General features: G+C 46.9%; 21 protein-coding genes. 6 read left to right on the top strand and 15 right to left on the bottom strand.

The genetic code is table 11. The features are described from left to right. Window positions 1-46 precede the first annotated feature (46 nt). The 9 genes from RUW00_RS02775 to RUW00_RS02735 all read right to left on the bottom strand — a co-directional run bounded on the left by RUW00_RS02775 (window position 47) and on the right by RUW00_RS02735 (window position 6815). Window positions 47-667: a hypothetical protein gene (locus RUW00_RS02775; RefSeq protein WP_088056504.1), complete on the bottom strand. Its 621-nt coding sequence runs from the start codon at window positions 665-667 to the stop codon at window positions 47-49. A gap of 48 nt (window positions 668-715) precedes the next feature. Further along, window positions 716-1705 carry a class 1b ribonucleoside-diphosphate reductase subunit beta gene (nrdF, locus tag RUW00_RS02770; RefSeq protein ID WP_012117608.1) on the bottom strand — a complete coding sequence of 330 codons (990 nt, stop codon included), beginning with the start codon at window positions 1703-1705 and terminating at the stop codon, window positions 716-718. A gap of 17 nt (window positions 1706-1722) precedes the next feature. Next, window positions 1723-3825: a class 1b ribonucleoside-diphosphate reductase subunit alpha gene (nrdE, locus tag RUW00_RS02765; protein ID WP_315956466.1), complete on the bottom strand. Its 2103-nt coding sequence runs from the start codon at window positions 3823-3825 to the stop codon at window positions 1723-1725. Continuing rightward, window positions 3785-4177: a class Ib ribonucleoside-diphosphate reductase assembly flavoprotein NrdI gene (gene nrdI / locus RUW00_RS02760; RefSeq protein ID WP_014417834.1), complete on the bottom strand. Its 393-nt coding sequence runs from the start codon at window positions 4175-4177 to the stop codon at window positions 3785-3787. Before nrdI ends, nrdE begins: the two co-directional genes overlap by 41 nt. A 259-nt stretch (window positions 4178-4436) precedes the next feature. Then, on the bottom strand, window positions 4437-4652 hold the full coding sequence (locus RUW00_RS02755) for a hypothetical protein (RefSeq protein WP_003154062.1): 216 nt from the start codon (window positions 4650-4652) through the stop codon (window positions 4437-4439). Between the two features lie 82 nt (window positions 4653-4734). Continuing rightward, window positions 4735-5010 (bottom strand): YmzC family protein, encoded by a 276-nt coding sequence (locus RUW00_RS02750; protein WP_017417823.1) that lies wholly within the window; start codon window positions 5008-5010, stop codon window positions 4735-4737. Between the two features lie 96 nt (window positions 5011-5106). After that, window positions 5107-5328, bottom strand: coding sequence for an RNA chaperone Hfq (gene hfq, locus RUW00_RS02745; protein WP_003154064.1), 222 nt, complete (start codon window positions 5326-5328; stop codon window positions 5107-5109). Window positions 5329-5367: 39 nt separating this feature from the next. After that, entirely contained in the window at window positions 5368-6312 is a 945-nt protein-coding gene (miaA, locus tag RUW00_RS02740) for a tRNA (adenosine(37)-N6)-dimethylallyltransferase MiaA (protein WP_007410375.1), read from the bottom strand. Between the two features lie 98 nt (window positions 6313-6410). Continuing rightward, complete coding sequence (locus RUW00_RS02735) at window positions 6411-6815, bottom strand: YmaF family protein (RefSeq protein ID WP_014417831.1); 405 nt, start codon at window positions 6813-6815, stop codon at window positions 6411-6413. Between the two features lie 137 nt (window positions 6816-6952). Between RUW00_RS02735 and RUW00_RS02730 the strand changes: the two genes are divergently transcribed. From RUW00_RS02730 to erbB, 3 genes are all read left to right on the top strand, one after another. Continuing rightward, window positions 6953-7207, top strand: a complete 255-nt coding sequence (locus RUW00_RS02730; RefSeq protein ID WP_370530899.1) for a hypothetical protein — start codon at window positions 6953-6955, stop codon at window positions 7205-7207. Between the two features lie 137 nt (window positions 7208-7344). Next, complete coding sequence (gene erbA, locus RUW00_RS02725) at window positions 7345-7659, top strand: SMR family multidrug efflux transporter EbrA (RefSeq protein ID WP_007410378.1); 315 nt, start codon at window positions 7345-7347, stop codon at window positions 7657-7659. A 17-nt stretch (window positions 7660-7676) separates the two neighbouring features. After that, window positions 7677-8030: an SMR family multidrug efflux transporter EbrB gene (gene erbB / locus RUW00_RS02720; RefSeq protein WP_007410379.1), complete on the top strand. Its 354-nt coding sequence runs from the start codon at window positions 7677-7679 to the stop codon at window positions 8028-8030. A 13-nt stretch (window positions 8031-8043) separates the two neighbouring features. Here erbB and RUW00_RS02715 read toward each other — a convergent pair whose 3' ends face one another. From RUW00_RS02715 to RUW00_RS02705, 3 genes are all read right to left on the bottom strand, one after another. Continuing rightward, window positions 8044-8496 (bottom strand): OsmC family protein, encoded by a 453-nt coding sequence (locus tag RUW00_RS02715; RefSeq protein ID WP_014305039.1) that lies wholly within the window; start codon window positions 8494-8496, stop codon window positions 8044-8046. 59 nt (window positions 8497-8555) lie between these two features. Continuing rightward, window positions 8556-9263, bottom strand: a complete 708-nt coding sequence (locus tag RUW00_RS02710) for a poly-gamma-glutamate hydrolase family protein (protein WP_095272096.1) — start codon at window positions 9261-9263, stop codon at window positions 8556-8558. A 255-nt stretch (window positions 9264-9518) separates the two neighbouring features. After that, window positions 9519-9752 carry a hypothetical protein gene (locus tag RUW00_RS02705; protein ID WP_038461471.1) on the bottom strand — a complete coding sequence of 78 codons (234 nt, stop codon included), beginning with the start codon at window positions 9750-9752 and terminating at the stop codon, window positions 9519-9521. 172 nt (window positions 9753-9924) lie between these two features. Between RUW00_RS02705 and aprX the strand changes: the two genes are divergently transcribed. Together aprX and ymzB are read left to right on the top strand one after the other, a co-directional pair. Then, entirely contained in the window at window positions 9925-11253 is a 1329-nt protein-coding gene (gene aprX, locus RUW00_RS02700; RefSeq protein ID WP_160216862.1) for a serine protease AprX, read from the top strand. A gap of 191 nt (window positions 11254-11444) precedes the next feature. Then, window positions 11445-11807, top strand: coding sequence for a protein YmzB (ymzB, locus tag RUW00_RS02695; protein WP_007410383.1), 363 nt, complete (start codon window positions 11445-11447; stop codon window positions 11805-11807). Between the two features lie 33 nt (window positions 11808-11840). Here ymzB and RUW00_RS02690 read toward each other — a convergent pair whose 3' ends face one another. Together RUW00_RS02690 and RUW00_RS02685 are read right to left on the bottom strand one after the other, a co-directional pair. Further along, window positions 11841-12596 (bottom strand): YoaK family protein, encoded by a 756-nt coding sequence (locus tag RUW00_RS02690; RefSeq protein WP_095060096.1) that lies wholly within the window; start codon window positions 12594-12596, stop codon window positions 11841-11843. Window positions 12597-12655: 59 nt separating this feature from the next. After that, a complete protein-coding gene (locus RUW00_RS02685) occupies window positions 12656-13090 on the bottom strand; it encodes a NucA/NucB deoxyribonuclease domain-containing protein (RefSeq protein ID WP_021493650.1) in 435 nt (144 codons plus the stop codon). 287 nt (window positions 13091-13377) lie between these two features. Here RUW00_RS02685 and RUW00_RS02680 point away from each other — a divergent pair, with 287 nt between their 5' ends. Then, window positions 13378-14589 carry a cytochrome P450 family protein gene (locus RUW00_RS02680; protein ID WP_167409046.1) on the top strand — a complete coding sequence of 404 codons (1212 nt, stop codon included), beginning with the start codon at window positions 13378-13380 and terminating at the stop codon, window positions 14587-14589. A 135-nt stretch (window positions 14590-14724) separates the two neighbouring features. Here RUW00_RS02680 and RUW00_RS02675 read toward each other — a convergent pair whose 3' ends face one another. Continuing rightward, window positions 14725-22182 (bottom strand): beta-ketoacyl synthase N-terminal-like domain-containing protein, encoded by a 7458-nt coding sequence (locus RUW00_RS02675; RefSeq protein ID WP_280145111.1) that lies wholly within the window; start codon window positions 22180-22182, stop codon window positions 14725-14727. Window positions 22183-22184: the final 2 nt, after the last annotated feature.

Raw genomic sequence — 22184 nt, 5'->3', positions numbered from 1 at the left:
AAAAAACCCCTGCTCTCCCTTTTTTGGGACGAACGGGGGTTTTTTGTTATTGAAGTATATCGGCGACAAACTGAGACCAAGCTTCAAGACGCTGATACACATTTTCCTCTTTCAGTTCGCTCAGTTTCATCCAGCGCCCGGCGATTTGATCTTTTTCTTTCACTTCGACTTGTGCCGCAGACGCTAACTGGAGCGCAGAAAGGATGCCGATATGCACCTTCCCTACATCGTTTTCATCATCATTGATCAGGCCGAGTGTGACAATGTTTAGTTTGTCCTCCTCGCGAATGTACAGTTCTTCCGCCAGCTCCCGGTCGGTATTCTGTTTCAGCACTTCCGAAAACGAAGCCGCCCCTTCCATAGGGTTCATGTGTCCGCCGAAACCGAGAGAAAGCTTATTATGGAGGCGCGATTCCCCTCCGCCCGCAAGCCGTTCATACACAAACACCTCATCATCGCGGCGGATGACGACATACGGAATCGGCTGTTTAAATCGCGGGTCCTCTTCCGCGTCGCCTCTTCTGATTTCAAAAAAATGCGCCTCAATTTGAGCCATAATGTTTACGATACGTTCATCCTCACTGTTGACTCCCTGAAATGTCAGCATTTCGTTTTGAAAGACGTCACTCCGCGGTGCAGCCAAGATGATTTCATCCATTTTATTCATGCCCGTTCCTCCTGTCTTACCTCTCCATTCAAGCCAAAAGAGCAGATATTATATCTGCTCTTCATCTTGGCCAAAATAAAAATCTTCGTCCTTAATCGGTTCTACCGTCGCCTTTTTGTAGCCGTTCCCTTTCATGGAGAAGAAATCATGTGATTTTGTTTTGGTGTTTAATCCGTTTAATACGATCGGATTGATATCCTCTTCTTCAAAGTAAGGATCGAACCCTAAGTTCATCAAAGCTTTATTGGCGTTATAGCGGATGAATTTCTTTACATCGTGTGAGAGTCCGACTTGATCGTACAAGTCCTCTGTATATTCAAGCTCATTTTCATATAACTGATTCAGAAGGTCAATCGCAAATTCACGAAGCTCTGCTTTTTTCTCTTCTGTCTGTTTATTATAAATTTCCTGAGCAAGGAGACCGACATACACGCCGTGAATCGCTTCGTCACGAAGGATCAGGTTAATGATCTCACCGCTTTGCATCAGTTTTCCTTGTCCGTAGAAATATAACGGATAATAGAAACCGCTGTAGAAAAGGAAGCTTTCCAGATAGACGGAAGCAACCATCGCTTTGAACAGTGAAATTTCATCATCTTTTTGAATGGCTTTGTAAAGCCCGACAATCATTTGCGCTTTTTTCTGCAAATATTTATTTTGTTTAACCCATTCAAATACTTCATTAATCGTTTCAGTCGGAGCAAGCGTCATAAAAATATTTGAATATGATTTTGCGTGCACCGCGTTTTCCATCATCGCCATGAAATTAAGAACCGCTTTTCGCTGATGGCCTTCGACGTGCTCGGCCACAATCGGCATGCCCGTGTTCCCCTGCTCTGTATCAAGCAGTGTCAGGCCGGCGAGCACCTTCATGTACGTATCCTGCTCATTTTTTCCCAAATACTTCCAAGTGAGAAGATCGCCGTTTAATGCGATCTCTTCCGGAAGCCAAAACTGCTTTACGTTTTGGTTGTAAAACATTTGGGTGAAATCATCTTCATGCTTTGACCAGTTTGCTGCGTCATAAATTTTTGTCACTGTAAACTCTCCTTTAATCAAACGACACAAGAAAGACAGCTGTCCTGCCCGGTATCTTTCGTTCTTGCATAGTAAATGGTTTTGATGCCTCTATGGTGGGCATACAGATCAATACGGTTCAGATCACGAGTTGTCATCGTATCTTTCAAAAACAGGGTAAAGCTGATTCCCTGATCGATATGCTGCTGGATTGTCGCGATCATATCCACCACTTTGAACATGTCCATATCATAAGCTTCTTTGTAGAAGAACCAGTTATTAGACGCTAACCCCGGCATCGGGTAATACGTTTTTGAATTTCCGTATGTTCTTTCTTCGATCCGTTCCATGATCGGCATAACGGACGCCGTGCTGGATTGGACGTAGGAAATGGAGCCTGTCGGCGCGATGCACAGTCTGTAGCTGTGGTACATGCCGTTTTCAGCGACAAACGCCTTCAGCTCTTTCCAGTCTTCGATTGTCGGAATGTGCATGCCTTCAAAGAGCGCAGCGATTTTTTCGTATGCCGGTGAGAATTCTTTTTCGATGTATTTATTGAAATATTCTCCCGTTGCATAAGTGGAGCCTTCATAATGCTCAAACGTTTCGCCTTTTTCTTTCGCAAGCTCAGTTGAACGCTGGATGGAATAAAAGTTCACCATCATAAAGAACGTATTCGCGAAATCTCTTGCTTCCGGGCTTTCATACGCGATGCCGTTTTGGGCCAGGTAGCCGTGAAGGTTCATGGCGCCTAAACCGATCGACTTCATCGCTTTGTTCGCGCGTCTGACTGCCGGCGCGTTGCGGATATCCGTCGTCTCAGATACATGAGTCAGGGAATCCGTCGCGAGTTTCACCGTGCGCTCAATCGATTTATGTTTCATGACATTCAAAATATTTAATGAACCAAGGTTGCAGGAAATGTCCAAGCCGATTTCGTCTTCCTCGTCATAATCTGTGTAAGCCGAAACCTGTGACGCCTGAAGCACTTCAGAGCAAAGGTTCGAGAATTTCACTTTTGATACGTGGTTATTTGCGTGCTCTTTGTTTACGTTATCCTGGAACATAATGTACGGATAACCTGACTCAGAACGGAGAACGGCAAGCTTTTCAAGCAATTTGCGTGCATTCACTTTTTCTTTTTTGACACGCGGGTTGTCGACAAGCTCTTCATACATCGCCGTCATGTCCATTTCGTCCATATGCTGGCCGTATTCTTTATAAATCGTATGCGGATAGAATACATAAGCCGCTTTATCCTCACGTGCAAGCTCAACGAACTTATCCGGAATGACGACACCGATAGAAAGCGTTTTGACGCGCACATCTTCATCCGCAGAAATCTTTTTCGTATCAAGAAAATCATTGATATCGCGGTGGAAAATATTTAAATACGCCGCGCCTGAGCCTTGTCTTTGGCCCATTTGGTCAGCGTAACGGAACGCATTATCAAGAAGCTTCATGACGCCTACAACACCTTTTGTGGCGTTTTCAACATCTTTAATCGCTTCGCCTTTCGCGCGAAGCTTGGACAGATTAAGAGAAACCCCGCCGCCCAATTTAGACAGCTGCATGGAAATATCGATCGCCCGTGAAATATCGTTTAAGGAATCATTGACTTCGAGCAAGAAGCAGCTCACCAGTTCTCCGCGGCGTTTTCTGCCGGCATTCAAAAATGTCGGTGTACTCGGCTGATATTCCTGGTTGATCATCAGGTTTACATATTCTTTTGCTTTCTCAGTGTCGCCGTTTGCGAAGAACAGCGCGACGATTGAGATTCGGTCCTCATAACGCTCGAGAATTCTTTTCTTGTCATTCGTTTTCAAAGCATAGTCATTATAAAATTTAAACGCACTCATGAAGGAAGGAAAACGAAACTTCTTTGCGTAAGCTGTCTTAAACACTTCTTTAATGTCTTCAAAAGAGTAAAGGCTTAAGAATTCCTCTTCGTAGTATTGGTTTTCAATCAAATAATCCAGCTTCTCTTTTAAATCGTGAAAGTAAACTGTGTTTTGATTGATATAGTCAACAAAATAGCTATGTACAGCCTCTTTATCTTTATCAAACTGGAATTTTCCATCTTGTTGGATCATGATTTCGTTATTTAACTGGATCCATTTTGGCACTTGATTTTGTGACAAGTCTTTCTACCTCCTGAGTAAACAATTCAACGTCTTTAGATGTGCCGCTGAGTTCAAATTTGTGCAAGATCGGCACCTGATATTGTCTTGAAATGGTATCGGCGCTTTTTGCAAAGTTATCGCCCCATACTTTGTTGCCGCTCGCAGCGACTCCTAATAAGAGATGGGCGTATTTTTCGAGAAATGATTGTGTTGATGCCGGTACCTGGCCGAAGTTTGTCGTGTAGGTGACCAAAACAAACGGAGTGTCCACGTGGTCCGTTTCGTCCACCTTGCGGATCAGCTGAAAGTCTGTTTTATTCACAAAACGCTGAACATTCCCTGTCTTTGAATCAAATATGATTTGAACCATCCTTATCACGACCTATCAAAAATAATGAATCTCTTAACACTATATATAGTATACTAACCTCTCAGAAAAACACAACATATTGAGATCGATTTATAAAAAATTCATATTTTTGAAAGAGCGGACTTTGGCTCTGGCCCGATTAACGCCCAAAAAAGAGAGCAGAACGAGAATCATCTCTCATCCTACTCAAGGTGTCATGTGTAAGCCGATGTCTATCATAACATGAAAAAAAACTGCTTAGTAGTCTAGACTTTTATTCTTATTTTTTGTAAGAATCACATTTTTTTTCGCTTTCAACGGTTTCTTCAATCTCCACATCAGCACCGATTTCTTTCAGCACGGCTTTCAGAGCGCTTGTGATGGAAGCCTCTCTGATCAGTTCTTTGCCGTCAACGATGATGCTGGTTCCATATTCATAGCAGGAATCATCTTCACAAGTTTCTTCCCAATGGTTGATTATCACCTTGTGTTTCAATCGTCTCACCCTCTGCATGATCAATGTCAGTACTTAGTGTAGCTTGTGCGGCCCGCTTTGTAAATTCGAACGCTTGTGAAATTTATTCAAGCTCATCCAGCGCCGTTTCTTTTTTCAGTTCGATTTTATTCGTTTTTTCATCATAGCGGTATATTTTTAAGTAACCGTCCTCAACGATGCCGAAACGATTATGTTCCAGCTGCACCATGCCTTCTGTCTGCGGTTCGGTATCCGCCAAGCCGCCGTCATCATCCGTCACCACCGTCTCATGATTGCTGCAAGCTCCAAACAGCAAAAAAACAGCGATCCAAACGAGCGTAATCCTGATTCTTCTCAGTTCATTTTCACTTTCGAACACGATTTTCCGAACCCCCTTTTATGTTTCCGATATACAGCCTGCAATATACAGATGCGCATAGAAAAAGACCATTGTTCATGGTCTTTTTCAAAAAGTCTATTCAAGCTCAAGCTGGACGTTTTTTTGCGGGGCGAACGTAGAGATGGCATGTTTATAAATAAGCTGCTGCTTCCCCTCCGTTTCGAGCAAAACGGTAAAGTTGTCAAAGCCTTTTACCTGGCCGCGAAGCTGGAAGCCGTTGAGTAAAAACACCGTGACGAACGTATTGTCTTTTCGGATTTGATTCAAAAACTGATCTTGAATATTAATCGGTTTCATGTTTCGTCCTCCTTGGTTCTCAATACAATACTGTTTCGATTAAATTTCCAGTTTTCCTGCTATGCACTCGAAAATTTCCTTTTTTTTCTGCTCAATATCAACAGGCGGCGTCATATCTGTCCATGAAACGGGCATTTTATTGCGAAACCAGGTCAGCTGACGTTTCGCATATCGCCTAGAATTTTGTTTTAATTGCTCCACAGCCTGAGGGAGCGGCACTTTTCCATCAAGATATTCATACAGCTCTTTATAGCCGATCGCCTGAATCGATTGGCTGTCCCGGATATTCATATCATACAGCCGCTTTACTTCGTCAAGAAGGCCGGTTTCCAGCATCAGGTCAACGCGCTCGTTAATCCGGCCGTACAGCACTTCTCTGTCCATTGTAAGACCGATAAGAACCGCATTGTAAAGCAGCTCCCGTTTTTGGGTTTTAAGATGCTCTGACATTGTTTTTCCCGATACATGCAGGATTTCGAGCGCGCGGATGACTCTTCGCGTATTGTTTTGATGAATGGCTGCCGCCGCTTCCGGGTCGGCTGCCGCAAGCTTGGCATGAAGCGCTTCCGCCCCTTCTTCAGCCGCCAGTTTCTCCATGCGCTCCCGGAATACAGGGTCGCCGGAGTTTTCCGTGAACGTATAGTCATACAGCACGGACTGAATGTACAGACCCGTCCCCCCGACAATCATCGGCAGCTTTCCTCTATCGGCAATCTCGGTGATTTTTCCTCTCACCATTTTTTGATAATCCGCCGTTGAAAAAGTGTCGGACGGCTCCAAAATATCAATCAGGTGATGCGGCACGCCTTCTGTCTCTTCTTCGGTGACTTTGGCCGTTCCGATGTCCATCCCTTTATATACCTGCATGGAATCTCCGCTGATGATTTCCGCATTCAGCATTTTCGCGAGTCCGATGCTTAGTTTTGTTTTTCCGACTGCCGTCGGTCCGACAAGTATGACGACAGGCTGTTTTTTATTTTTCAATATGTATCACTCTCTTTTATAAATCTCCCCCTAATTATAGCATTCATTTCTTCAGGCACCTATCCATTTTGCCCTTTTTCCTGAGCGCTAAACGTCCACTACCACCCGATCGGCTCGTTTCCGACAACCTCTCTCGTTTTTCCTTTGAGTGTATGGCGGTGCGTTTTCCGTCCTTCCTCCCGCGGATCGTAAACGACGCCGCCGTGCTGGATCTGAATCGGCTCATTGTAGGCGGCAAAGGTGGTCTCTGAAAGCTCATGGTAATGTGTTCCGTCAACCCTCGGGATGGCAGGGCCGGAAATGCCGTAATACCTATGAAAATGGCCGTTTTCAAACGAGGTGATGCCCGTATAGAAATGTGTATGCTCATCTGTATTGCTGCCGTTCTCCGGCTGCGAAAAGCCTTCGATCAAATGGTAATGCCCCTGCACTACATCCGTAACCGCCCGGTATGCGTGTGTGTGCGGAGGTTTTTTTGACCAATCGGACTGATACAGACCCACAAAAGCTCACTCCTTTATTTTTTTGATAAACGCCCAATCAAAAATTGGTGGGCTGAATACTCTGTTATCATCTCAAATTTATTCTTGGAGGTACCTTAATTATGAATGAAGAATACACATACGCAGTAGATAGTGATATGAGACCGTTTGGGCGGCCTGGATTTGGGTTCGGACGGCCGGGCTTCGGATTCGGACGGCCCGGATTCGGATTTGGATTCGGACGGCCGGGTTTTGGATTTGGCCGGCCTTGGTTTGGTTATGGATTCGGACGGCCGTTTGGTTTTTACGGCGGACCGTTTTTCGGAGGGCTTGTCGGGGGGCTTGTCGGAAGCGCTTTATTCAATCCGTACTTGTACGGGGGTTACGGCTACGGCTATCCGTATTTCTATTGACGAATCAAAAAGGCTCCTCCCCGGGGGCCTTTTTGTATAGGCCTAATGTCTTGACTTGGCGGGCAAAGTTCGGATATTATTTTATTTTACTGCCTTAAACAAAAGGCATATGGATTATGATGAGAGGGGGATTTGATATGATTCTGGGTTATATCTTCCTCACAATTGCTATTTTATCAGAGTCAATCGGCGCGGCCATGCTGAAAGTCTCCCGCGGATTTACGCGGTTTTTGCCGAGCGCGCTTGTAGTGGCAGGCTATTCATTGGCCTTTTATATGCTTTCACTGACACTGAATCTCATTCCGCTCAGCTTATCCTATGCAACATGGAGCGGAGCCGGAACGGTGCTCGCATCCATTATCGGAGCGAAATGGTTTCATGAAAAACTGGACAAGCAGGCCGTCATCGGACTCTTTTTCTTATTGGCCGGTGTCATTTTGATGAATTGGTAGAAAGGAGAGGCATGCTGATGAAAGGATTACTCTGCCTGGCATTAGCCATTGTATCAGAAGTGTTCGGGAGCACGATGCTGAAGCTGTCGGACGGTTTTACGCACCTGTGGCCCGCTCTCGGCGTCATTGCCGGAATCGGAGCCTCTTTTATGTTTTTGAGCTTCTCATTGAAAAGCCTTGATTTATCCGCCGCATACGCGACATGGTCAGGTGTCGGCACAGCTTTAACGGCAATTGTCGGCTTTTTTGTTTTTAAGGAGGCCATGACAGTCAAAATGATGATCGGGCTTGTTTTGGTCATCACGGGCGTCATCCTGCTGAACCGTTCCAAGTCCCAAAAAGCTAAAAAAAATCAAACGGCCCGGAGCTGACCGTTTGAACTCGTCAAGCGCGGGCAGCTTTTACTTCAACCTCAAGCTCCATCTCCACGTTTCCTTGGACCGCTCGTGAAATCATACATGAGGACTCCGCTTTTTGCGCTAACTTCCTGGCGAGCGTAAAATCCGTTTCGGCTGCATCCGGCTTTAATAATATAAACGGGCGGTGAATGATTTTCTGGTACGTGAACACACCGTTTGTGACGTCTACAATTCCTTCAGATTCCATATGTAGATCTTCTTTATCCAGGCCGCTTCTTTCCATCATCGCCGCAAGCGTTATAATATAACAGGTCGCGGCCGCTCCAAGCAGCATTTCATCAGGATTTGTGCCTTCTCCGGGTCCGTCCATTTCCTTAGGAATGGACACAGCCGTCTCCAGCCGGCCGCTTTTAATATCGCCGACGTCGTTGCGATTTCCGGGCCAATTTGCTTTTAAATAAAAGTGATGTTTTGCCAAGGGACAAACCTCCTTTTTTTCAGTTTACTCATCTTTCACTGGTTTGTCTTTTTTTAAGCTCACGAATACTCTTGATTGATCACTCTTTTTATCGTACGGACAAACCGGTAAAATTCCTCCGTTTTTGTGAATTCCCTTTCGCGGTAATCAAAATTATCAAAAAACGCTTCCCGCTGTTTTCTGCTGATCTCAAGCTGTATGCTCAGCCCGGTTTGCGCCTGGTTATTGATATTTTCGGTGTCAACCCCGGCCAGACCGGTTTTTGAGGTTGCCAATTCTGCAGAAAATCCGTTTCGTTCGAGAGCTCTCACCAATTTTTTCGCCCGCTTCCGGTCGCTTCCTCCGACAAGAGTATTTTTCTCGTCGCCTTTATAACCGTGCACTGCGATAACATAACGGTGCTGCTTAATGCTTTCGACTGCTGAAGGCTCATCGAACTTGGTGCTCGTAATATGAAGAGTCTGGTTATCATGCGCTTTTAATCCCTCAAACAGGTAGGTTGAATAATCATCCCTGAAAGAGCGGACGATCTCGCTCACCCCGCCCTCAATTCTCCCTCCGTGCGGCGACATGATCAATACGGGGCTCCCCTTTCGCTTATTGTACGATATATGATAATCATCGGGGTCTTCGTGTTCAGCCAGATCTTTAAAATCTGTGTATGTATCAGAAGAATTCGAGGGATCAGGGTCTGACGCATAATGAGCACATCTTATTAGTAAGACCATTGCTACGATAATGATGACATTAAGTAAAATTCTTTTCATCAGCTCTCCTTCATTGCTCCTTTCTGAAAAATGACATGTTCATTATATGGATTTTTGTCAATAGGTCTTATCTTAACATTCTATTAACATTATCATCAGTGAAAAACTTCCCGGTTTCGAAAAATCAATGGATTGTCACGGTTCAAGCGCTCAAATGCCGGGCATCAGTGAAAAAAGGTTGAGAGAGGGCAAAAAAAAAGGGAGGAACGCCCGAATTTTCAGGGGCGGGAGATTCACGGCCGGAAACGGACGGCATCAAGAATACGCTTTTAAAAATGAATATCCGCCTCCCGAAGCAAATGCGCAGGACAGAATGGAGCCCGTCAAAAAAGTTCTCATCTGCCTTTTTGTACAGCAAAATGCCGTTTCAGCCCGCTCATCCCCTTTTTTTATAATAATGGTCCGTTTTGAAATGGAGCCGTCTTTTTTCATATATATAATATCAATCGGAAGCTGTTTTTCCAAGGAATGTCTCAATATTATGTTCATGTATATACCTCCTTCCGCCGGCTTCATTATAAACGCGTTCCGTTTCAACTCGATTTCTTCTCCTGAAAAAGCCGCAAGTAACCAGCTCTCCTGAAGGACAAACAAACTGACCGAACATACGGCCTGTTCATATGGTATAGAGAGAATCGCCAGAATGGGAGGAAAAGTATATATGTTTGGTTACTCAATGGTACAAATGGTGCGGTCAAATGCTCATAAGCTGGACTGGCCGCTCAGAGAAAACGTCTTACAGTTATATAAACCTTTCAAATGGACACCTTGCTTTTTGCACAATTTTTTCGAAAAAAAGGTGAAAAACAGAAAGAAAATGTCAGTCATCATTGAATTTGAAGAGGGCTGCCATGAATCCGGTTTTCACAGCACAGGACAGGTCTTATTAAAAGAAAAACGCTGCACCATAAAAAAGCAGTTTCAAACAATCAATTGCTGCAGCGCCGAAGTCACTCCGTCCGCTCTTCACATGCTTCTTTCGCAATGCCGGGATATCCGTAAAATCTATTTAAACCGTGAAGTAAAAGCGCTCCTTGATACGGCAGCTGAATCGTCTCATGCAAAAGAAGTGACCCGTAACGGCACCGTATTAACAGGAAAAGGCGTAACCGTCGCCGTTATTGATACCGGAATCTATCAGCATCCCGATTTAGAAGGCAGAGTTATCGGATTTGCGGACTTCGTCAACCAAAAGACAGAACCGTATGACGACAACGGGCACGGCACCCATTGCGCCGGTGATATTGCAAGCAGCGGCGCTTCATCTTCCGGTAAATATCAGGGGCCGGCGCCGGAAGCCGATCTGATCGGAGTCAAGGTTTTAAACAAATCAGGATCAGGAACCTTGGCTGATATCATTGAAGGTGTGGAATGGTGCATACAATATAATAAAGAACACACGAAGAATCCGATCAGAATCATCAGCATGTCACTGGGCGGAGATGCGCTCAGATATGATAAAGAAACGGACGATCCGCTCGTCAAGGCCGTTGAAGAGGCATGGAATGAAGGAATCGTCGTCTGCGTCGCCGCGGGCAACTCCGGTCCGGAAGCTCAAACGATTTCAAGCCCCGGTGTCAGCGAGAAGGTCATCACGGTAGGCGCCTATGATGACAATAATACGGCCGGCAATGAGGACGATACGGTCGCTTCATTCTCAAGCCGCGGCCCGACGGTGTACGGAAAAGAGAAGCCTGACATTCTTGCGCCCGGGGTCGATATCGTATCTCTCCGTTCTCCGCGTTCATATCTTGACAAATTACAGAAATCAAACCGTGTAGGCTCCTTGTATTTCAGTCTGTCGGGCACGTCCATGGCCACTCCGATCTGTGCTGGCATTGCCGCCTTAATCCTTCAGCAGAACCCGCAGCTTTCGCCTGACGAAGTGAAAACACTGATCAAACAAAGTCCGGATCAATGGACAAATGAAGATCCGAACATTTACGGAGCGGGCGCAGTAAACGCTGAAAACGCCGTGCCGAAAGAGTAATCTTTTTATCATGAGAACGGGGTCGTCTAAACCTGCAGATGACTCCGTTTTTCAGGTGAACAGATGAAACATTTATAATGAAGGAACTCGGAATGCTTCAGAACCGGCTGTCAGAAAAAAAGATCAATCAAGGCAGTGTATTTCTAAAAAAATAGGGAATAAGTATGGTGTAGATAAAAGGAGGAATCACAATGGCACTTACAAACACCGAATTGTCTGAATGGCTGCAAAAACAGATCGGACAAACGCTTGATATCAGAAAAGGAGAGCTGACAGACAGCCGAAACGAGATTTCTGATATGGACCAGATCATGCTTCACCTTGATGATGTTCTCGTCCGCCGGACAAACCATCCCGATGACTATGTAGCGGACGAAGAGCTCGTCTTAAAAGGGCACGGCACAACCTATACGGAGGAAGGAAATGTCCCGCTTCCTCAAGATGCGTATGAAATCCCTCTGCTCGGCGATATTACCATCCAAAAGGAGCAAGACGGATTAAAGGTACATACAGATCGGGCCGTGTATACAATCGGGACCCGGAAAGAGCAATAAAAAGAAAAAACGCCCTGAACCAGCGGCGTTTTTTTATTGGTTTTTTTCTTCAGAATATCCGTGGAACATCGTGAATGCGCAAAGCATAATGCCTAAAATAATGATAATCGGAAGCCAGATCACGGCAAACTTATAATCCGGTTCGGCAAAAGCGCCGATGACCGCCCCAAAGCAATACAGAACCAAGGCAAGCGCGCGCAAAACAACATCTCTCGTAAACTGCTTCCGCTTGTCCGCTTTGTAAAACCTTGCGGTGAGATCTTCAAAAAAATTAGCGAGCGTTCCCGTTAATACGGTCGTGGAAATCCCCGCTACACCAAGTTTTCTCGCGGCTGTCGTCTGCATTCCCATTGCGAAGCTGAGCAGCATAATCAGCACATAAACAGAAATTGCGTCTGCAAAAAAGCAAGAGAACAAAGCAAACAGCAGCAAAACAGCTCCTTCAATAGCTAAAGCTGCAGTTACCGCAGGGGGCCAGAATGATTTCTTTTTATTGCCCACAAGCAGGGCCGCGGCAATAACGCCGGCAATAAATCCGATTAACGAGGTTAACGATTTGAGTACGGCAAGGTGCCATGAGTTGCCGATCGCCAGGCCGAACAGAACGATGTTCCCCGTCATATTGGCGGTAAAGATATGTCCCAGGCTTAAATAACCGATCACATCCACAATTCCCGCTGTTAAACAAAGAAGTAAAAGTGCAATATTTCGGTATGTAGTCACTGTCAATGTGATCCAATCCTTTCTCATGCTGATTCCAACATATAAGTTTACTCTTTGCCATTTCATATGTCCAGCCGGCGTGCCGCTTTTTCAGAGCATAAAAAAACTCCGGCGAACCGGAGAAGCTACTGAACGATAAATAGTACTCTCGTGCCGTCGGAGTATCCGCTCATTTGATTTCCAACCCATGAACCGGCCCCGCGGTTATCCGACGGGGTTACATATCTGATATCAGCCCCCGCCCCGCCTTCTGTGCAAACTGCCATGGGCCATTCATCACGGTCAAACCCGGGCTTTGTCGGAATTCCTTTCAATGATTCTTTCCTTCTATTCTCCGCTCCGCCCCGATCAATTGTACAAATCTCAGAATGACCTGCCGAAATGGCGTCTTTTATATGATTTCCCGTCTCCGGATATTTTGACAGCGGGAAATACAGCACCTGATCGTATCGGGATGCGGCACGAGCAGCACTGTCCGAATGGATGCCGGCGCCCGTAAGGCCGACCTGAAGAGAGATCACCAAAAGCAGACTTGCCGCCCATTTCATAAACGCATTCATTCACATCCTCCTTAAGAAGTTGATATGAAGCGTAAATATGTATATTAGCCGGATTTAACACACATGATGAAATGGCAAAAAAAGTTTGCTGTTTTGTTGATAATCAACGAAAATGGCGGCTTTACGATTTGTCTATTGAACCGGCTTCTGTTTCCTTATATATTTTAGACATACTTATGAGCCGTTGTGATCAGTGTCTTCGGCAGATAAAAGGAGGAATGCCGTCCGGTCGGCAGGCACCGGCTGTTTGTTATGTCTTTTCAAAAACATGAAGGCGGGGAATCCAGATGGAAAAAACAATGTTTCACCCACACTCACCCGAGTTTCACGAAAACCCTTTTGCGGTTTTAAGCAGATTCAGAGAGCAGGACCCCATACATAAATTCGAACTGCAGCGTTTCGGAGGCACCTTTCCGGCTTGGCTCATCACGCGTTATGATGATTGTATGGCGTTTTTAAAAGACGGCAGAATTACGAGAGATGTAAAACGGGTCATGCCGAAGGAGCTGATCGCGAAGCTGAATGTCAGTGAAGATATCGATTTTGTCTCAGAGCATATGCTGGCAAAAGACCCTCCGGATCATTCACGTCTTCGATCTTTGGTGCATCAGGGGTTCACTCCCCGGATGATTGAGCAGCTTCGCACCGGGATAGAGCAGATCACAGAAGAGCTGCTGGATGAAATGGAAACAAAAGCAGACCCTGATATCATGAGAGATTTCGCCGCACCGCTTCCGTTTATCGTCATTTCCGAACTGCTCGGGATTCCGAAAGAGGACCGCGCCAAATTTCAAGTGTGGACAAACGCAATGGTCGACACGTCAGAAAGCGGACAAGATGCGACCAACCAGGCTCTCAAAGAATTTAAACAATATATGAAAACACTGATCGAAGAAAAAAGAAAACATCCGGCTGAAGATCTGACAAGCAAGCTTATTTACGCTGAAGAGGACGGCCAAAAGCTGAGTGAATCAGAGCTGTATTCCATGTTGTTTTTGTTAGTCGTTGCCGGGCTTGAAACAACGGTTAACCTTCTCGGCTCCGGCACCCTGGCGCTTCTTCTGCACAAAGACCAGATGGAGAAGATAAAGAGGCAGCCGGAAAATATCCAGACGGCGGTCGAAGAGCTTTTGCGTTATACCTCTCCCGTCATCATGATGGCGAATCGATGGGCGATTGAAGATTTCACCTATAAAGATGTTTCTATTAAAAAAGGTGATATGATATTTATCGGCATCGGTTCAGCCAATCGGGACCCGGAATATTTTGATGATCCTGATACATTAAATATAGCGAGAACACCGAACCGTCATATCTCTTTTGGATTCGGCATTCATTTTTGTCTCGGGGCTCCGCTCGCCCGGATGGAAGCATCTATTGCCTTTACCGCGCTTTTAAAACGGTTTCCGAATATAGAGCTGAAAGGCGCACCCGAGGATGTAACATGGAGAAAAAATGTGTTTTTGAGAGGGCTTGAAACATTGCCTGTCAGATTTTAATATCGCCCCCTGTTTATCGGGGGTTTTTTTAATGTCTTATAAACGGAAATCAATACAGTAGTGAATATTTAGTACATAGTGAATTTAGTTCTATATAGATAAAAAAAGCGGCCGGATTGCTCCGGCCGTTCTCTATTACCGTTTTACCAACTCATTTGTTTCGTCCAGCTTTTTTCTGAAAGATTTAAGGAAATTTGCGCTTATCGTTCCTTTGTTTGCGTACAGTTTTTCGCAGAATGCCTTAATGGCATTTTGCGTCTTTGGTTCCGACAGCATTGTGACATGATTGGAAGAGTGAACGTCCAGCAGGTGAAACTGTTTCATCTGGCGTTCCCATTCTTTCCAATACGCATCATGGTCTAACGGGATTTGTTCTTCCTCTGCTGTCAGATAACGTTCAAGATCTCCGAGGAACAAACCGCTTTTATTACGGAAGTAGTAGCATTGCAGCGCTTCCGGATGAGGCAGCGGCTTCATATCATACTCTTCCATTCCGTAAGCGAGCTGCGTCTTCATCATTTGCTCCAGTTGCATCCGGATCGCTTCTTCGGATTTTGGCAGACCGCGCTTTTTGGCAAGGCCGATCAATTCTTTCAATACTGCTTCTTCCTCAGCCTGGACGGTAATGTCTTCTCTGCTGATTAATGCCTCTTCAAGGTTTTCAGGCTTAAGATATGCTGTAAGCATCGTATTGATCGTTTGCAGCATGACCGACTTAACAGATGGTTTTCTTTCTTTCCATTTTTCACTGTACGGGGTGTCGATCATGACGGCGCTTTTTACCGTATGACCTTCCTCCTGCAAGAGGCGCGCGGTTTCATATGCAAGCATTCCGCCCAAGGAATATCCGCCGAGGTCATAAGGCCCTTTCGGCTGTACCGCTTGGATGATTCTCATATAAGAAGCGGCCGTCTCTTCGATTCCTTGCAGCGGCTCTTTCCCTGTCAAACCTCTTGCCTGTATGCCGTAAAAAGGTCGCTGACTCTTTTTGGCGAATGGCTGGTATGCTTCAACGCCTCCCGTTCCGCCGTGAAACCAAAAAACAGGACGGCCTTTTTCTCTATCATTCAGCTTGACGAGTTCTGGAAAATTTCGGCCCGCCTCCTGCGATTGGTTCGTTTTTAACAGCATGCTAATCTCCTGAACAGTGCTGCATTTCTGAAGAGCCTCCAGACTGATGCGGCTGTCTCCGTCCTCAAGTTTCTTCAACAGCTGAATAGAGGAGATTGAATCGAAGCCGTATTCAGTCAGCGGCTTATTTTGATCAATTTCCGCTGCCTTCATCCCCAAAATGTCTGCCACAATGTCAGCCGCGCTCTCGCAGCGGATCTGAGGAGTCTGTGATACCGGTGCAAGGCTGATGTCTTCTGACTGACCGCCGTTCCAATACTTATGGTTTTCAAAAGGATATGTCGGAAGCGGCACTCTTTGAACAGATTTGCCTTGGTGGAGTCTGTCCCACGGTATATCCGCACCTTTCACCCAGCAAAATGCAAGTTTTTCCAGATTGTTTTCAGCCAACAGCGTCTCCGTGACGACTGTACCGAGAGTCCCTTCCAGTAAAACGCCGATATCTCCTGATCCAGTCTGCTGACTGCCTGTAAAGAAGCTTTTCATTCCATTGCTTTCTTCGGAAAATGCTCTGTACTCTTTCAGTTTTTCCAGCAATTCATCTTGATTGCGGGCAACGAGTGCCAGGCGGCAGTTCATCGCCTCACGGCCGGTCTGAAGCGTATAAGCAATATCCCGCAATGACGGAGTATCTCCAGTTTGCACAAAATCAGCCAGCTGACCTGCGGCCGCCTTAAGACGTCCTTCGCTCTTAGCAGAAAGCACGATAAGCTGCGGTTCACACGCAGATTCTTTGTCTTTATGGCTCGGGCTGTACTGTTCCAAGACGACATGCGCATTCATGCCGCCGAAGCCATAGCTGTTAATTGCGGCCCGGCGCGGGATCGGTCTGCCCGTATGGTTGGTGAGCTGTGTCCATTCCTGATTGTCTTCGGTGAAACGGAAGCGGCTTTTCTGAATGGCCATTTGCTCATTTGCAGCTGTAAATCCCGGAATGCCCGGGATGGTATGATGCTTCATGGCCATCGCCACTTTTATAAGGGCGGCCAGTCCGGAAGCGAGTTCGCCGTGCCCGATGCAAGGTTTCACGGTGCTGATATAACAAGGCGCGCTTTCCTCTTGATTTGCAGATTCGCCGTAACCCGCTTTGATTGCATTAAACTCCAGCGCATCTGCCATTTCGGAGGCAATGCCGTGCGCTTCAATATAAGTGACAGTTTGCGGATCAACATCGGTGTCTTCGTACGCTTTTTTCATCGCGGCCTTCATTCCCGCCGGATTCGGTGCGTGAAGCGACATGCCTTTACCGCCGTGAGACACTCCTGTTCCTTTAATGACCATGTGAATATGATCGCCGTCTTCAATTGCCGCCTCAAGCGGTTTGATGATGATCACGCCCGCCCCTTCGCTTCTGACAAAGCCATCGGCATCTTTTTGGAACGATTTCGCCCGGCCGTTTTTGCTTAAATATCCCATTGAGTCAAAACCGATAAAGCCCTTCGGCGATTGCAGAATATTGGCGGCCCCCACGACAGCCTGCTCACATTCGTTATGACGGATTGATTGAACCGCCCTGTGCAATGCCACCAGCGTTGACGTGCAGGCAGCCTCGTAATATTCACTCGGTCCTTGTAAATTCAAGGCATATGATATTCTGTTCGGAATGATGGACGGGATGGCTGTTCCATTGTTCGGATCGCTGTTGCCCGCGGCAACGAAAACGCCTGTCGGTCTGCTTGATAATTCCTTATTTGTCAGGCCCGCATCCTCCATTGCCTTCCATGTATGCATCAAAAGCAGAAATTGCTCCGGCCCCATTTGTGATGCCTCTTTAGGGGAAATTCCGAAAAAGAGCGGTTCAAATTCGCCGACACCGTCAATAAAACCGCCCCATCTGAGACTCGTGTCATTCTCATCACCGGCGTAACGGCGCCAGTCCCAGCGGTCCGCCGGAATTTCGGTAATACAGTGATCCCCGTTTACGATGTGCTCCCAAAAAGACTGGATATCCGGGGATTGCGGAAACTGAGCTGACATACCGATAATCGCGATTCCTTGCTTGATATCGGCGTTATCACAAGGCGGATGCTGTTTCTTCGGTAAAGTGCGTTCTTCTGTTTCCGTGACCCTGGCCTCTTCTGAATGCTTATGATCGGCAAGCAGTTGAGAAAACTTGCTCTCATATGCTGACGCGAAGTGGCGGGTCAGCTCCTCCGCGGTCGGATACTCGAAAAACAATGTTGGATTCACATCGATGTCCGCCTCTTGGCCGATCTCTTTTGTCAGCCCGATCAGGCTCGCTGAATCAAGTCCCAATTCCATGATATTCGCGTCAGACGGGAGAGATGGCGCGGGTTCATCCATCATCTTGGCGAGCTTGCCAAGGACGTAGCTGCGGATATCATCTGTCAGACTGCCGGCAGAAATCGGTGCTCCCGCATTCTTAACAGCCGTTCGGGCCGGCTGATTCATCTGTTCGGTTTTCGGGCGGAATCGTTTCAGGGCATAGCCTTCAAAACGCATCACCACTTCCGATCGGCTGCTGATGACATCTGCGTTAATCAGAATCATTTCCCCCGTTTGTTTGGCCAGCTTGATGTGCAGCCAGCAATCGGTAAGATCTTCCGGGCTGCTGAAGGTGATGGAATTAATGCCGAACGGCAGATAGCTTTCCGCCTCCGTTTGGTCCAATAAAGAAAGCGAGGCCAAGTAAGCACTGTTGGCGATTAATGGATTTACGGCATAATGATGCGCTTGTTGTGAGTCGCTATTGTTCAGGTTCACTTTTGCTAAAACGGCATCAGTGCCTTTGTACAGGCGGGTGATCGTTTTAAATTCTTCTCCCCACACGACGGTTCCCGTTCCGTCTCCGTATAACTCATCTATCCGGCCCACTTCCCGGTAAGAGCGCTGAATGGCCGCCAGATCCGCGTGCTGCTTTTGAAACGGATACGGGCTGCACTCGGCATACGCCGCTATGCTCCAATCAGGAGACGTGCGGCTGCGGTGCATTATGCTCAGTTCAAATCCATCCCCGTTTTGTTTCGATTCTGTTTTCAGCTCGATGCGATCGCCTTTTTTTACGGTAATGGGGCTGACGTAATTCAGTTTTTTAATTTGTCCTCCTTCCGCTTCAGGTAAAAGATCACAAAAATGATCGACTGCCAGACTGTTATATGTAGCGCCGACGAGTACCGGTTCTCCGCTGAATTGATGCCCTTTCACGTATGGGTCGACATCACTGTATACCGCCTGAACGCCGGCAGCGTTTTCTGATTCACCGAATTGAAAAGAAGTCCCGTGGTCAAAAGCGTAGGCCGGCAGATGAACAGCGTGCTCCTGCTGCAACTGATCAAACGCGATATTCTCTCCTTTTTCCCATTGCCGCGCACGCCGGCCAATATCAGAATCGGAGAAATTGAGATTCCGCTGATCCATGCGGTAAGCGGACAGCTTATTCAGCAGTTCCTGAACGGAAGCAGCCGTAAATGCCGCCCGATACTCCGAATGATGCGTTCTTTTTTGCAGCGCGGATGCGATGGCGGCCGGATGAAGAGATGGCGTCTTTTCTAAAAAGGCCGCCAGTCTGTCAAGATAGGCTTCAAAACTCCATTTTGTTCTCGCTGACACAGGGAAAATATATTCCTCATCTCCGTGACGGCTCTGATCGGAATTCGGGCTGATATATTCTTCTACGATGAGATTTGCATATGCCCCGCCTGCCCCGAAGGAATTGATCATGCTTCTCCGCGGTATGATGTCTCCTGTCTCGGCATCCTTCAGACGTTCCCAATACTCGGTTTTCTCCTGCAGGTAAAAGGCCGTTTGTTCAAGCGCGATATTCGGATTTTGCGGTTTTGCGTTAATCGTCGGGACTAATGTTTCCCGCTCCATTTGCAACAGCACTTTCGCGAGCTGGGACATGCCGGAAGCCGCCTCTAAATGCCCGAGATTTGACTTGACGGATCCAAGCGCGCAAAATCGCTTTTTATCGGTATATTGCGCGAACGCGTTTGTCAGGGCAATGACCTCAATCGGATCTCCCAATACAGAGCCGTTTGCCGCTGATTCAACATAACTGATTGTTTCCGGATTGATTCCGGCCTTGTCGATGGAAGCCGCCATGAGCTTCGCCTGCTGTTTCGGATCCGGAGCCGTGTACATCTGCCTTCCGCCGCTATGACACAACGCGCTGCTTTTAATGACCCCGTAAATATGGTCTTTGTCGGCAACCGCTTTGGAGAGCGGCTTCAAGAGCACCGCCCCGACTCCTTCTCCCGGCATCAGGCCCGTGCCGGTTCCGAAGCTTTTGCTTTCACTTCCCTGTTCAAGCAAATTCGCCCGTTCGAGCGCATCATATTTAGACGGTTCAAGCGTGAGATTGACCCCTCCGGCAATCGCCATGGAACAGCTGTTAAGCTTCAGGCTTTCACAGGCGAGATGAATGGCGCTCAGTGAGCTGGAGCATGCGGTCGTAACGCCCATGCTCGGGCCCGTTAAATTGAAAAAGTGGGAAATGCGGTTGGCGATATGCCAATCCCCTCCGTTAGAGCTGAGCGCAGCTTTTTCCAACGACGGGATATTCCAGAAATATTGATTGTACATACTTCCCATAAATACACCGATGCCGCTGTCTGATTCCTGCCATTCGTTTACTCTTTCTAACGAGTAACCGCCGTTTTCAAATGTTTCCCATACGGTTTCTAAGCTTAGACGGAGCTCAGGCGTCATCTCCATCACATGGTCTTCCCGGATGTCAAACAAGTGATGGTCAAAAGCGTCAATATGCTGCAGAAATCCGCCGTACCGTGTTTTGCGTTCTTCTTTTCGTGTTTCTTTTGCCATTGTTTTCAGAAGACCGGATTTCCATCTGTTTTCCGGAGCTTCCGTAATACAGCTGTCTCCGGCTTTTAAATGCTCCCACAGCTCATCGAGGGTTTCAGACTCGGGATAGCGGCCGCTGATGCCGATAATGGCAATGTCGTCACGATCAGAACGATTAACGGTGACGGTTTCTGTTTCCGGCTTTGGCGCTTTTGGCTCTTTTTGTTCAGTGATAAACCGCCGTGTTTCCGTGACAAGCGGCACCGGTTCATTCATTACAGGTTCCAGATGCTTTGTTTCAGGAGGCGCTTGTTCGGCTCCGAATGCCTGTTGCAGCTTATCCGGGTAAGTTTCCAGCAAATACTCGGCAAGTTCTTTCGTATTCGTGTGTTCAAATAAGACCGTTTTCGGCAGCTCGCCCGTCAATGTTTCCAGTTCGCGGATAAAATTCACCTGCAAAATGGAGTCGATGCCGTATTTTTCAAAGCTGGTTTCCGGCTGAATGCGCTCGGGAGCAAGCTTTATGGACTTGGCTAACGTTTCTTTTATGAATTGCACAGTCCGGTCTGTGACTGAAAAAGACGGTTCTGTGAAATCAGCCGGCTCTTTGGAAGCCGCAGTTTCTTCAACCGCCTGCGCGTCCGGCTGCTTTTGCCTGATGACGCCGTCGCTTTCTGCCGCCACGATCTGCTGGCCGAGGTGATGTGACGATTCCGCCATAAATGTAACGTACCGATATCCTTCGCTTTCCAGCGCAGACTGCCACGCTTCAGGATACAGCCCCGGGCATCCGAGAATGCGCAGTTTGGCGTCTTCATACAGCCACCAGCCTTCCAAAAGGCCGAATGTCAGGTGAGAATAAACCGAATGGCTGCTGATCTCATTTAATAGCAAAATCCCATTCTTTTTAAGCACCGCTTTGGCATTGCGAAGTGTCCGCCGAATATTTTTTGTCGCGTGAAGCACATTTGCCGCAATTACCGCGTCATATGCGCCCGCCTCTATACCTTGCAAAGCCGGGGGCTCTTCCACATTAAACCGCTTATAAGTCAAATACGGATTGTCGGGACCGTATTCTTTTTCAGCATGCATGAAAAAGGCCTTTGACAGATCGGTGTAGCAATATTCTTTCACATGATGTTTGTACTCTTTTAATCTTTTGAAAACGGCTACGCTTGTCCCGCCCGTCCCCGCTCCGATCTCTAATATCCGGATTTCCGCGTTCGGATCTTCTTTCAGGCGTTCTTCAATGAAAGCTGTCAATGTGTCAGCGAGCACCTCATTAAAGTAGTCTGCCGTTTCATTGTTTTTATAGATTCCTTCCACCAATTCCATTGAGGAATCAGGAAACAGAACATCAGTGGCAGAAACTCTGCCGGATAAAATATCCGGCAAAGCTCTGAGAGCGGTCTCCACTAAGGTGATCATCGCCTGTTTGCTGCTGTCCTTGAGTAAAGGAGCTTTCTTTTCATCCCATTCTTGCCACAGAACGTCCGCACGCTCTATCGGACCCGTTAACACATACGTACTGCCTGACTGTTTCAAAAAGCCTTTTTGCACCAAGATGGAGATGCTTTCTTCCAGCCACCTGCCGTAAAATCCCTGCATGACAGGCTGTGTTTCGTTTTCCGTAAAAAATCCGACAGATTTCAGCTGGCCTGCCAATAGTTTGTAAAGAAGATCTTCAGTGTTTTGCAAAG

Source organism: Bacillus sp. IS1, assembly GCF_032461585.1.
In the GTDB taxonomy this organism is placed as follows: Bacteria; Bacillota; Bacilli; order Bacillales; family Bacillaceae; genus Bacillus; species Bacillus velezensis.
The sequence above is the reverse complement of the archived record's forward strand: the minus strand, read 5'-3'. Positions and strand labels throughout refer to the sequence as shown.

What these genes read in the sequence shown, in the direction of transcription:
- RUW00_RS02775 (WP_088056504.1), bottom strand. Translation starts at nt 667, where the DNA reads ATGAATAAAATGGATGAAATCATCTTGGCTGCACCGCGGAGTGACGTC.
- nrdI (WP_014417834.1), bottom strand. Translation starts at nt 4,177, where the DNA reads ATGGTTCAAATCATATTTGATTCAAAGACAGGGAATGTTCAGCGTTTT.
- hfq (WP_003154064.1), bottom strand. Translation starts at nt 5,328, where the DNA reads ATGAAACCGATTAATATTCAAGATCAGTTTTTGAATCAAATCCGAAAA.
- RUW00_RS02730 (WP_370530899.1), top strand. Translation starts at nt 6,953, where the DNA reads ATGAGACCGTTTGGGCGGCCTGGATTTGGGTTCGGACGGCCGGGCTTC.
- erbA (WP_007410378.1), top strand. Translation starts at nt 7,345, where the DNA reads ATGATTCTGGGTTATATCTTCCTCACAATTGCTATTTTATCAGAGTCA.
- erbB (WP_007410379.1), top strand. Translation starts at nt 7,677, where the DNA reads ATGAAAGGATTACTCTGCCTGGCATTAGCCATTGTATCAGAAGTGTTC.
- RUW00_RS02710 (WP_095272096.1), bottom strand. Translation starts at nt 9,263, where the DNA reads ATGAAAAGAATTTTACTTAATGTCATCATTATCGTAGCAATGGTCTTA.
- RUW00_RS02705 (WP_038461471.1), bottom strand. Translation starts at nt 9,752, where the DNA reads ATGAACATAATATTGAGACATTCCTTGGAAAAACAGCTTCCGATTGAT.
- aprX (WP_160216862.1), top strand. Translation starts at nt 9,925, where the DNA reads ATGTTTGGTTACTCAATGGTACAAATGGTGCGGTCAAATGCTCATAAG.
- ymzB (WP_007410383.1), top strand. Translation starts at nt 11,445, where the DNA reads ATGGCACTTACAAACACCGAATTGTCTGAATGGCTGCAAAAACAGATC.
- RUW00_RS02690 (WP_095060096.1), bottom strand. Translation starts at nt 12,596, where the DNA reads ATGAAATGGCAAAGAGTAAACTTATATGTTGGAATCAGCATGAGAAAG.
- RUW00_RS02685 (WP_021493650.1), bottom strand. Translation starts at nt 13,090, where the DNA reads ATGAATGCGTTTATGAAATGGGCGGCAAGTCTGCTTTTGGTGATCTCT.
- RUW00_RS02680 (WP_167409046.1), top strand. Translation starts at nt 13,378, where the DNA reads ATGGAAAAAACAATGTTTCACCCACACTCACCCGAGTTTCACGAAAAC.